General features: G+C 66.3%; 12 protein-coding genes. 7 read left to right on the forward strand and 5 right to left on the reverse strand.

The features are described from left to right. From NTD88_RS15700 to pilG, 5 genes are all read right to left on the reverse strand, one after another. A partial coding sequence (locus tag NTD88_RS15700; RefSeq protein ID WP_262191738.1) for an Hpt domain-containing protein occupies positions 1-2159 on the reverse strand: 2159 nt, incomplete at its 3' end. A 36-nt stretch (positions 2160-2195) separates the two neighbouring features. Next, complete coding sequence (locus tag NTD88_RS15705; RefSeq protein WP_095155862.1) at positions 2196-4244, reverse strand: methyl-accepting chemotaxis protein; 2049 nt, start codon at positions 4242-4244, stop codon at positions 2196-2198. A gap of 15 nt (positions 4245-4259) precedes the next feature. Continuing rightward, positions 4260-4799 carry a chemotaxis protein CheW gene (locus tag NTD88_RS15710; RefSeq protein WP_095155861.1) on the reverse strand — a complete coding sequence of 180 codons (540 nt, stop codon included), beginning with the start codon at positions 4797-4799 and terminating at the stop codon, positions 4260-4262. Between the two features lie 11 nt (positions 4800-4810). Further along, on the reverse strand, positions 4811-5176 hold the full coding sequence (gene pilH / locus NTD88_RS15715; protein ID WP_095156110.1) for a twitching motility response regulator PilH: 366 nt from the start codon (positions 5174-5176) through the stop codon (positions 4811-4813). A 47-nt stretch (positions 5177-5223) separates the two neighbouring features. Next, entirely contained in the window at positions 5224-5634 is a 411-nt protein-coding gene (gene pilG, locus NTD88_RS15720; RefSeq protein ID WP_095155860.1) for a twitching motility response regulator PilG, read from the reverse strand. A 207-nt stretch (positions 5635-5841) separates the two neighbouring features. On the opposite strand from pilG, the gene gshB reads away from it, so the two are divergent. From gshB to NTD88_RS15755, 7 genes are all read left to right on the forward strand, one after another. Then, positions 5842-6795 carry a glutathione synthase gene (gene gshB, locus NTD88_RS15725; protein ID WP_262153838.1) on the forward strand — a complete coding sequence of 318 codons (954 nt, stop codon included), beginning with the start codon at positions 5842-5844 and terminating at the stop codon, positions 6793-6795. A 99-nt stretch (positions 6796-6894) separates the two neighbouring features. After that, complete coding sequence (locus tag NTD88_RS15730; protein ID WP_095156109.1) at positions 6895-7797, forward strand: energy transducer TonB; 903 nt, start codon at positions 6895-6897, stop codon at positions 7795-7797. 51 nt (positions 7798-7848) lie between these two features. Continuing rightward, positions 7849-8418 carry a YqgE/AlgH family protein gene (locus NTD88_RS15735; protein ID WP_095155858.1) on the forward strand — a complete coding sequence of 190 codons (570 nt, stop codon included), beginning with the start codon at positions 7849-7851 and terminating at the stop codon, positions 8416-8418. After that, the gene (gene ruvX / locus NTD88_RS15740; RefSeq protein ID WP_095155857.1) at positions 8418-8852 is read left to right on the forward strand and encodes a Holliday junction resolvase RuvX; all 435 of its coding nucleotides are present in this window, start codon (positions 8418-8420) and stop codon (positions 8850-8852) included. Before NTD88_RS15735 ends, ruvX begins: the two co-directional genes overlap by 1 nt. Before the next feature lie 48 nt (positions 8853-8900). Further along, on the forward strand, positions 8901-9419 hold the full coding sequence (gene pyrR / locus NTD88_RS15745) for a bifunctional pyr operon transcriptional regulator/uracil phosphoribosyltransferase PyrR (protein WP_095155856.1): 519 nt from the start codon (positions 8901-8903) through the stop codon (positions 9417-9419). 12 nt (positions 9420-9431) lie between these two features. After that, positions 9432-10436: an aspartate carbamoyltransferase catalytic subunit gene (locus NTD88_RS15750; RefSeq protein ID WP_095155855.1), complete on the forward strand. Its 1005-nt coding sequence runs from the start codon at positions 9432-9434 to the stop codon at positions 10434-10436. Further along, positions 10433-11696: dihydroorotase (locus NTD88_RS15755; RefSeq protein WP_262191739.1), on the forward strand; the 1264-nt coding region annotated here is incomplete at its 3' end. The genes NTD88_RS15750 and NTD88_RS15755, both read left to right, overlap by 4 nt.

An 11696-nucleotide genomic window follows, 5' to 3' on the forward strand; every position in this document is an offset into this window, starting at 1 on the left:
AGCCCGTGTTTTTGTAAGGGGGGTTGCTGTGGGGGATCGCGCTTGATCCGCAACTGATCGCTCGGCGAATCAAGCAGCGCCTGCAGCCGTGCGCTGACCACCTGATCGACCTGTTCGATCAGAATGTCAGCGCCCTTGATCGGCGCCAGCGGCGTGCTGCCCAGTTGCTCCAGGCCTCGGCGCATCAGCGGCTCGGCCATTTGCAGCAGGTAGATTTCATCGAGGTCGAAGCCCAGTTGATGGGCCTTGAACTCCCGCGCCAGCAAGTCCAGCGCGGTGGCCAGTTCGGCAATCGGGGTCACCCCGGCCATCGCTGCGCTGCCCTTCAGGGTGTGCAAAGCGCGCTGCAGATCGTCGCTGACCGGCGCCGGCAGGTGCAATTCGGCGCCTTCAAGAAACGCGTCGAGGCTGGCCAGGTGGGCCTGCGCCTCGTTGCGGAAAATCTCCAGCAGTTGCGGGTCGAGGGCGTCCGACTTCTCGCCGCCCGTCACCGGGTCATTCATCGCCAACGCATGAAGATGGCCGGCCAGGTGCTCGACCCGCGCGTGAGCGTGTTCCTCGCCGCTGCCGAACTCGGCCACCAGCGGCGGCATCAAGGTGAGCACCTGTTCGATCGCCTTGAGCACCTCGTCACTGCTGCCGACGCGGCCTTCGAGCATGCGGTTGAGCAGGTGCTCGGTGCCCCAGGCCAGCTCCGCCAGGACCTGCGCGCGCACCATGCGCCCGCTGCCCTTGAGCGTGTGGAAGCCGCGGCGCAGTTCCACCAGCGCTTCGCGGGGATGGCCCTCGCCGCGCCATTGCTGCCAATGCTCGTCCAGTTGTTGCAGCACTTCCTCGGCTTCTTCGAGGAAGACTTCGCGCAGTTCGTCATCCACCGGCAACGGTGCGGCAACCACCGCGAGGGGTTCCGCCACCGGCGCCGTCGGCGCCGCGAAGCCCAGCGCAGCCAGGGCGTTGCCGGCGCGCTCCAGCAGCGGATCGACCTCGGCTTGCAGGTCGATGCTCATGGCTTGCAGGTAGCATTCGAGGCTGGCGATCACATCGGCCAGATGGTCCAGTTCCACACTGCCGGGCAACGATTCGGCCTGCAGCACGTGGGCCTGGAGGTAGTCGGTGCAGCGCTGCACCAGCGCAGCGGGTCGCGGCAGCATCAGCATCGCCAGGGCGCCACGAATCTGCACCAGCAGGTCGGGAAGCGGCTGCAGGCGCTGGCGCTCCCAACCGGCTTCAAGGCAATCGGCAATCAGATCGCGGGCCTGCAACAGCACGCCGTGTGCTTCATCCAGCACCAGTTGGCGGATTTCCGTGAGGTCGGTGCCGGGCGGCGGCGTCTGATTCAAGGATTCGAGGGAGCCGACCATGCCGCCCAACGTCGCTTCGGCGTACTGCAGCGCGCCGGCCACGTCCATCAGCAGCGCGTCTTCCAGCGCCCGTTGGCCCTGAACCACGCCTTGCAAAACGGCAACCTGATCGAGAATCACCCGGCGCGGCTGGCCGAAGCCCAGCACCGCCAAGGTGTCGGCCATCTGCCGCAGCGGCGCGAGCAGGGCGTCGAGTTCCGAAAGCTGCTCGCGGTCGCCGCGAACGAACTGGTCAAGGCGCTCCTTGATGCGGATCAGGTCTTCGCGCACCGCCGCCACCACCGAACGCAGCGCATCGCGGTCGGGCATCGTCGGCAACTGGCCTTGCAGGGCATCGAGCGACAGTTCCAGGCTGTCGCCGGCCGCCGGCGCGGGGATCACGCCCAGGGCGCCCTCGCCAACGGCCTCGGCACCCCGGGCCGCGCGCAACTGATTGAGCAGCGGTAGCGCCAGCAGCGGCAAATCGCGGCGGGCGCCGCGCAGGCGGTCCAGGTACAACGGCAACTGGCTCAGAGCCCGAAACAGCATGCCCTGCGCTTCACCACGGGCGGGCACGCGGCCCTCGCCCAAGGCTCTGGCGAGCAGTTCCATTTCTTCGGCGAGCAGCGCCGCGCCCTTGAGCTCGAGCATCACCAGGCAGCCGTGCACCTGGTGCAGGCTGTCGATGAAGCCGCTCAGTTCCTGCGCTTCACCCGAATTGCCGGCGAAATGGTCCAGCGCCTGCCGCGCCTGCCCGAGGCTCTCGTCAATCGCCCCCTTGGTCCACGCCAGGGCGACGAAATCTTGCCGGTCAGCCATACCCACTCCAGTAGCCATTAATGCCCACGCGCCGGATCAGCGCGACTCCGGTGCCGGTGGCAGGGTGAAGCCCGAAACCGAGCGACGCATTTCACTGGCCATCCGCGCCAGGTTGCCGATGCTTTCGGCGGTGGCGGTCGAGCCGGACGAGGTCTGCGAGGTGATCTGCTGGATGATCGCCATGGTGTGGGAGATCTGTCCGGCCGAGGAGGTCTGCAACTGCGCCGCGTCGGAAATGCTGTGGATCAGCTCGGCGAGGGTCTGCGACACGCCTTCGATCTCGGCCAGGGCCACGCCGGCATCCTGTGCCAGGCGCGCGCCGCGCACCACCTCGGCGGTAGTCTGCTCCATGGAGATGACCGCTTCGTTGGTATCGACCTGGATCGCCCGCACCAGCGCCTCGATCTGTCGGGTCGCCGACGATGACCGCTCGGCCAGCCGCTGCACTTCGTCGGCCACCACGGCAAACCCGCGCCCGGCCTCACCGGCCATGGACGCCTGGATCGCCGCGTTGAGGGCGAGGATGTTGGTCTGGTCGGCAATGTCGTCGATCAGGTTGACGATGTCGCCGATTTCCTGGGAAGACTCGCCAAGACGCTTGATCCGCTTGGCGGTGTCCTGGATCTGCTCGCGAATGTTGTCCATGCCGTGGATGGTGTTGTGCACCACCTCGTTGCCCTTGTTGGCAATGGCAACCGAGCGCTCGGCCACCTTGGCCGACTCGTAGGCATGCCCGGACACCCGGTCGATGGATTCGGCCATGTCGCCCACCGCCATCGACGCATCGGCGATCTGCTGCGCCTGGTGTTCGGAGGCCTTGGCGAGCTGGTGCGCGGTGGTCTGGGTGTCCTCCACGGCGCTGGCGACTTCCTCGGCGCTGAGGTTGATGGTCGCCACCAGGTCGCGAAGCTGGTCGATGGAATAGTTGATCGAGTCGGCAATGGCGCCGGTGAAGTCCTCGGTGACAGAGGCGGTGACGGTCAGGTCGCCATCGGCGAGGTCTTCGATTTCGTCCAGCAGGCGCATGATCGCCTGCTGGTTGCGTTCGTTCTTCTCGGCGGTTTCGGTCAACTGGCGGTTGGTCTCGCGGACCATCACCGAGCCGATCAGGATGATCGAGGCCAGCGCCAGCAAGCCCAGCACGTAGCCGCCAACGGTATCCAGGGTGCGCCCGCCAGCGAGGTTTTCGAAACCGCTGGCCAGGCGCGAAGCTTCGTCCAGCAGGGTCTGCGAGAGGCTGAAGATGTTGCCGGCAGCTTCCCGCACGCGGAACAGCTCCGGCGAGGTTTCGAGGATTTCGTCCACCGAGCCCGCGACAAACTGGAACAGCTCGGCGATTTCACCGAGGCGGGCGCGGGCGTCGGGGTCTTCGACACGGGTGATCTGGATGGTCGAGTTGCCGCCGAGCATGCCTTCCAGCACCTGGCCGAAGCGGTTGGCGTCGCGGCCAAAGGCATCGGCGGCCTGCACCGAGGTTTCGTCGCCGGCCAGTACGGTGTTGACCGAACCCAGGATGCGCTCGGCCAGCAGCGCCTGACGCTGGGCCACCGCCACCTGATTGGCCGGCGCGCCACTCTGCAAGAGGATTTCCACGACCTTCTCGTACTCGACCTGCAACTGCGGCACGGTTTCGGCCAGGGTCGCGGCGACCTGATGCAGGGAAAGCACGGTCTGCTCGCTGGCGAGGATGGTGTCGGTGTATTTGCGCAGGTTTTCCCAGTCGCGCTGCACCGCGTCCATCTCGGCACGCACCGCCGGCGGCGCCGACGGCAGGCCGGTGCTCGAATCGCCCTTCTTCAGGTAGCCCCAGCGCTGTTCGAAGTCATTGCGCGCCTCGCTCAGCAGGCGGAAGGCCACGGTCTTGCCGGCCGCAGCCTCGGTGGCGTTCTTGGCGATGCGCTGGGACAGCACCCGCAGTTCGCCGGCGTGACCGATGTACTGCTTGTCGTGGTTGGCCTGGGTGTTGAGGTAGGCGAAGTTGGCGAACAGCAGGATGATCGACAGGATCAGCACGACGAACAGTGCGGCGATCTGTGCGCTGCTGCGAGAGCCTTTGACTGCGCTGGCGGGTCTGAATTGGGTCACGGGTCTGGCGTTCCTTTACAGCGCGACATCGAGAAAACCGGGCGCCTGGGCCAGGGCGAACGGGCTGAAAATCCCCCAGCAGTGCTCACGCTGGAAATGCCCCTGGACGAACGGCGCGGCGCCGGTCAGCAGCGGCGAAGGTGGCGACAGCTCCAGGCTGTTGAGGGCGAAATGCTGCAGGCCGAGCACTTCGTCGACCAGCAGGCCAGTGAACAGCTCTTCATGGTCCAGCACCAGCACCCGGCGCTGCTTGCGCGTCACCGCGGGCTCCAGGCCAAGAAAACCGCAGAGGTCAGTCACCGGCAGCAAGCGTCCGCGCAGGTTGGTCACCCCGGCAACCCACGGTTTGACCCCGGGGATGCGGCTCAGGCGGGGCGCCTGCAGCACTTCGGCGACTTCCCCCATCGGCGCGACGAAGCAATGCCCGCCGAGACGAAAACCGATGCCACTCCAGGATTGCAGGCGGGTTTCCTGCAACGGCAGGTCGGCAGCCAGTAGGCGGCAGCGCCGGTCGATGTCCAGCAGCAGCTCGAACGCCGTCAGCGATTCGCCCATGGCCCCGCGGCTCAACCCTTGAGAACGCCGTCGAGCACCTTGATCAGGGCATCTTCATCCACCGGCTTGACCAGATAATCACTGGCGCCCTGGCGCTTGCCCCAGACCTTGTCGGTTTCCTGGTCCTTGGTGGTGACGATGATGATGGGAATGTGTGAGGTTTCCGGGTTCTTGCTCAGTTGCCGGGTGGCCTGAAAACCGTTCACGCCGGGCATGACGATGTCCATCAGCACCGCGTCGGGCTTTTCCTGCACCGCCAGGGCAACGCCATTGGCGCCATTTTCCGCCTTGAGCACCGTGTGCCCGTTTTTTTCGAGCATTTCGGTGAGTTTGTACATTTCAGTCGGCGAGTCATCGACGATCAGAATTCGGGCCATGCTGTTCCCCATGAAAGGAAAAGACGCCAGCGGCCTTGGCCGTGGCGTCAGGGTGCGTGTTGTTCTTCTGCGGCGAAACCGGGCACGTGGGCGCGGATCGCTTCCAGCAGTTCTTCCTTGCTGAACGGTTTGGTCAGGAACTGATCCGAGCCGACGATCCGGCCCCGGGCCTTGTCGAACAGGCCGTCGCGGGACGACAGCATGATCACCGGAATATCCTTGAACGCGCTGTTGTGCTTGACCAGCGCGCAGGTCTGGTAGCCGTCCAGGCGCGGCATCAGCACATCGACGAAGATGATGCCGGGACGGTGGTCGACGATCTTGGCTAGGGCATCGAAACCGTCGATTGCCGTGATGACCTCACACCCTGCTTCACTGAGCAGCATTTCCGCGGTGCGACGAATCGTCTTGGAGTCGTCGATCACCATCACCTTCAATGCCGTGTCGGGCTGAACCATATTCGCTCTACCGTTACCTGATAAGTAGCGCCATGCCGGCCACCTGCCACGCATTTTTAGCACACTCATGGGGTGCATTCCATCGAGCCGGGGCAGGGCCCGGCCTGGCCGCGTTTTTCCCTTGACCGCCAGCCTTGCGAGCGCCACCCTGACGCCACTTTTCATTCGAGCTACCGCGGCCCCGCGCCGCCGAGAGGAAATTCCCCGATGAGCGTTCGCCTCGGCATTGTCATGGACCCCATCGCGTCCATCTCCTACAAGAAGGACAGCTCGCTGGCCATGCTGCTGGCAGCCCAGGAGCGCGGCTGGAGCCTGTTCTATATGGAACAGCAGGATCTCTACCAGAACCAGGGCGTGGCCCGCGGCCGCATGCGCCCGCTGAAGGTGTTCGCCGACCCGACCCGCTGGTTCGAACTGGACGCCGAGCAAGACGCCCCGCTGAGCGACCTCGACGTGATCCTGATGCGCAAGGATCCGCCGTTCGACATGGAGTTCGTCTACAGCACCTACCTGCTGGAGCAGGCCGAAGCCGCCGGCGTGCTGGTGGTCAACCGTCCGCAGAGCCTGCGCGACTGCAACGAAAAGCTGTTCGCCACGCTGTTCCCGCACTGCACGCCGCCCACCGTGGTCAGCCGCCGCCCGGACATCCTGCGCGAATTCGCGGCCCTGCATGGCGACGTCATCCTCAAGCCGCTGGACGGCATGGGCGGTGCCTCGATCTTCCGCCACCGCGCCGGCGACCCGAACCTCTCGGTGATTCTCGAAACCCTGACCCTGCACGGCACCCAGCAGATCATGGGCCAGGCTTACCTGCCGGCGATCAAGGACGGCGACAAACGCATCCTGATGATCGACGGCGAGCCGGTGCCGTACTGCCTGGCGCGCATCCCGGCCAGCGGCGAAACCCGCGGCAACCTGGCCGCCGGCGGCCGCGGCGAAGCCCGCGAGCTGACTGAACGCGACCGCTGGATCGCTGCCCAGGTCGGCCCGACCTTGCGTGAGAAGGGCCTGCTGTTCGTCGGCCTCGATGTGATCGGCGAGCACCTCACTGAAATCAACGTCACCAGCCCGACCTGCATTCGCGAAATCGACAACGCCTACGGCACCAAGATCGGCGCGCAACTGATGGACGCCATCGATCGCAAGCTCAAGGCACGCTGACCGACGACAAGGGGAAACCGTACGGAGTGGGTTATCATGCCGGTCTTTCACGACCTGGGCACCCTGCTCCGCCGGTTCATCCCGGCTGCTGGACTATCGATGACGCTTCCCGCCGAACTCCCCGCCGACTTTGCCCCGCCCCGCGTTCGCGCGGCGGACCGCCTGGGTTTTACCCTGTTCGTGGCCGCCCTGCTGCACCTGGCGCTGATCCTCGGGGTGAGTTTCACCTTCGCCAAGCCCGAAGAAATCCGCCGGACCATGGAAATCACCCTGGCGACCTTCAAGAGCGAAGTGGCGCCGAAAAAAGCTGATTTCCTCGCCCAGGAAAACCAGCAGGGCGCCGGCACGCTGGACAAGGCCGAGGTGCCGAAGACCACCGAGGTGGCGCCGTTCCAGGACAGCAAGGTGAACAAGGTCACCCCGCCGCCGGTATCGCGCCAGGAAGATGTCCCGCCGCCGCCGGCCAAGGCCGTGGTCACCACCGTCGCGCCGAAGCCGCAGAAAGTCCAGAACACCCCCAAGGAAGCCAAGCCCCAGCAGGCGCCCAAGGCCACCACCCCGGACTTCGACAGCTCGCAGCTATCCGACCAGATCGCCAGCCTCGAAGCTGAACTGGCCAATGAACAACAGCTCTATGCCAAGCGCCCGCGTATCCACCGCATCAGCGCCGCCTCGACCATGCGCGACAAGGGCGCCTGGTACAAGGACGAGTGGCGCAAGAAGGTCGAGCGCATCGGCAACCTGAATTACCCCGACGAAGCCCGCCGCCAGCAGATCTACGGCAGCCTGCGGCTGATGGTGTCGATCAACCGCGACGGCTCGCTCTACGAGGTGCTGGTGCTGGAGTCGTCCGGCCAGCCGCTGCTGGACCAGGCAGCGCAGCGTATCGTCCGTCTGGCGGCACCTTTTGCGCCGTTCACCGGCGACCTGAACGACATCGACCGGCTGGAAATCATCCGCACCTGGCGCTTCGCCCGTGGCGACCGCCTGTCGAGCAATTAAGGCCGTGGCGCGGCTTGTCAGTCCGGCGCCTCGCCGCCACACTACATAGCTATGAAAAACCTCAGCCCGACTTACCTCAAGCACCAGTTCCTGATCGCCATGCCGCACATGGCGGACCCGAATTTCGCGCAGACCCTGACCTACATCGTCGAGCACAATGCCAACGGTGCCATGGGCCTGGTGATCAACCGTCCGCAGGAGCTGACCCTGGCCGATATCCTCGAGCAGTTGCAGCCGGAGGTCGAGCCATCGCCCGCCAGCGCGAACGTGCCGATCTACATCGGCGGCCCGGTCCAGACCGACCGCGGTTTCGTACTGCACACCAGTGAGAAGTCCTACCAGGCCACCATCGAACTCGATGGCCTGTCGCTGTCCACCTCGCAAGACGTGCTGTTTGCCATCGCCGACGGCAGCGGCCCGCGCCAGAGCCTGATCACCCTCGGCTACGCCGGCTGGGAAGCCGGGCAACTGGAAGCGGAACTGGCCGACAACGCCTGGCTGAATTGCCCGTTCGATCCCGAAATCCTCTTTGGCATCGCCTGCGAGCTGCGCCTCGACGCCGCCGCCGCGCAGCTCGGCATCAACCTGCACCTGCTCACCAGCCAGGCGGGGCACGCCTGATGGCCGAACTTCGTCTGCTGCTGGGTTTCGACTACGGCAGCAAGCAGATCGGCGTCGCCGTCGGCCAGATGATCACCGGCCAGGCCCGCGAGCTGTGCACGCTGAAGGCGCAGAACGGCGTGCCGGACTGGAGCCAGATCGAAAAACTGATCAAGGAATGGCAACCCGACGCCCTGGTGGTCGGCCTGCCGCTGAACATGGACGGCACGCCCAGCGAAATGAGCGCGCGCGCCGAAAAGTTCGCCCGCCGCCTGAACGGCCGCTTCAACCTGCCGGTACACACCCACGACGAACGCCTGACCACCTTCGAGGCCAAGGGCGAGCGCATGGCTCGTGGTGGCCAGCGCGGCAGTTATCGCGACAACCCGGTCGATGCCATCGCCGCCGCCTTGCTGCTGCAAGGCTGGCTGGAGGCCAATCCCGCGCAGTCGTAACGTATCAAGCCGGGCCAGCCCTCTGCCCCGGCCATTTGAGGAGCAAGCATGAGCCTACCCAATCCCGCCGAACTGATCCGGCAGATGGCCGTTGACCTTCGCGCCCATCTGAGCCGCCGCAACATCGCCGAACCTCGCTACATCGGTATCCGTACCGGTGGCGTCTGGGTAGCCAAGGCGCTGCTGGACGAGCTGGGCAGCGACGCCGCCCTCGGCACCCTCGATGTTTCGTTCTACCGCGACGATTTCAGCCAGAACGGCCTGCACCCGCAGGTGCGCCCGTCCGAGCTGCCGTTCGAGATCGAAGGCCAGCACCTGGTGCTGGTGGACGACGTGCTGATGAGCGGCCGGACCATCCGCGCCGCCCTCAACGAACTGTTCGACTATGGCCGCCCGGCCAGCGTGACCCTGGTCTGCCTGCTCGACCTGGACGCCGGCGAACTGCCGATCAGGCCGAACGTGGTCGGCGCCACCCTGTCGCTGGCCGCCCATGAACGGGTAAAATTGCTCGGCCCCGCGCCGCTCGTCCTCGAGCGCCAGGACCTCGCCTCCGCTTCCGCCCTTTAAGAGTCCCCCGCGATGACGCCACTCGACGCCAAGCGCCCGCTGCAGCTCAATGACCAGGGCCAGCTACGCCACTTCCTCTCGCTCGACGGCCTGCCCCGCGAGCTGCTCACCGAAATCCTCGACACCGCCGACTCGTTCCTCGAAGTCGGCGCCCGGGCGGTGAAAAAAGTCCCGTTGCTGCGCGGCAAGACCGTCTGCAACGTGTTCTTCGAGAACTCCACCCGCACCCGCACCACCTTCGAACTGGCCGCCCAGCGGTTGTCGGCGGACGTGATCACCCTGAACGTGTCGACCTCCTCGACCAGCAAGGGCGAAACCCTGTTCGACACCCTGCGCAACCTCGAAGCGATGGCCGCCGACATGTTCGTGGTCCGCCACGGCGACTCCGGCGCGGCGCACTTCATCGCCGAGCACGTCTGCCCGGAAGTGGCGATCATCAACGGCGGTGACGGCCGCCACGCCCACCCGACCCAGGGCATGCTCGACATGCTGACCATTCGTCGGCACAAGGGCGGCTTCGAAAACCTCTCGGTGGCCATCGTCGGCGACATCCTGCACTCGCGGGTCGCGCGCTCGAACATGCTCGCGCTGAAGACCCTCGGTTGCCCGGACATCCGCGTGATCGGCCCGAAAACCCTGCTGCCGATCGGTATCGAGCAGTACGGCGTGAAGGTCTACACCAACCTCGAAGAAGGCCTGAAGGACGTCGACGTGGTGATCATGCTGCGCCTGCAGCGTGAGCGCATGGCCGGCGGCCTGCTGCCCAGCGAAGGCGAGTTCTACCGCCTGTTCGGCCTGACCACCGCGCGCCTGGCCGGCGCCAAGCCGGATGCCATCGTCATGCACCCGGGCCCGATCAACCGCGGCGTGGAAATCGAGTCGGCGGTGGCCGACGGCGCCCACTCGGTGATCCTCAACCAGGTTACCTACGGCATCGCCGTCCGCATGGCGGTGCTGTCCATGGCCATGAGCGGGCAGAACGCCCAACGTCAATTCGAGCAGGAGAACGCCCAGTGACCCTCAGTATCCTCGGCGCCCGGGTCATCGACCCCAACAGCGGCCTGGACCAGGTCACCGACCTGCACATCGATGGCGGCAAGGTCGTTGCCATCGGTGCCGCCCCCGCCGGCTTCAGCGCTGCCCGCAGCCTCGACGCCAAGGGCCTGGTCGCCGCGCCTGGCCTGGTCGACCTCAGCGTCTCGCTGCGCGAGCCCGGCTACAGCCGCAAGGGCACCATCGCCAGCGAAACCCGCGCCGCTGCTGCCGGTGGCGTCACCAGCCTATGCTGCCCGCCGCGAACCAAACCGGTGCTGGACACCTCGGCGGTCGCCGAACTGATCCTCGACCGCGCCCGCGAAGCCGGCCACGCCAAGGTGTTCCCGATCGGCGCCCTGAGCAAAGGCCTGGAAGGCGAGCAACTGGCCGAACTGGTGGCCCTGCGCGACACCGGTTGCGTGGCCTTCGGCAATGGCCTGGAAAGTTTCCGCAACACCCGCACCCTGTGCCGGGCGCTGGAATACGCGGCCACCTTCGACCTGACCGTGATCTTCCACTCCCAGGACCGCGACCTGGCCCACGGCGGCCTGGCGCACGAAGGCGCGATGGCCAGCTTCCTCGGCCTGCCGGGCATCCCGGAAACCGCCGAGACCGTGGCCCTCGCCCGCGACCTGCTGCTGGTGGAACAAACCGGCGTGCGCGCGCACTTCAGCCAACTGACCAGCGCCCGCGGCGCCCAACTGATCGCCCAGGCCCAGGCCCGCGGTCTGCCGGTCACGGCCGACGTCGCCCTGTACCAACTGATTCTCACCGATGAAGCGCTGGTGGACTTCTCCAGCCTGTACCACGTGCAACCGCCGCTGCGCACCCGCGCCGACCGCGACGGCCTGCGCGAAGCGGTGAAGTCCGGGGTGATCCAGGCGATTTCCAGCCATCACCAGCCCCATGAGCGCGACGCCAAGCTGGCGCCGTTCGGCGCTACCGAGCCGGGTATCAGCAGCGTCGAACTGCTGCTGCCGCTGGCCATGACCCTGGTGGAAGACGGCCTGCTCGACCTGCCGACCTTGCTCCAGCGTCTGTCCGCTGGTCCTGCCGCGGCGCTGCGCCTGCCGGCGGGCGAACTGCGCGTCGGCGCGGCTGCGGACCTGGTGCTGTTCGACCCGCAAGCCTCCACCGTGGCGGGCGAGCAATGGCGCTCCAAAGGCGACAACTGCCCGTTCATCGGCCACTGCCTGCCGGGCGCGGTGCGCTTCACCGTGGTGGATGGGCATATCAGCCACG

Origin of the sequence: Pseudomonas sp. 20P_3.2_Bac5 (assembly GCF_025466035.1) — a bacterium.
Taxonomy (GTDB): domain Bacteria; phylum Pseudomonadota; class Gammaproteobacteria; order Pseudomonadales; family Pseudomonadaceae; genus Aquipseudomonas.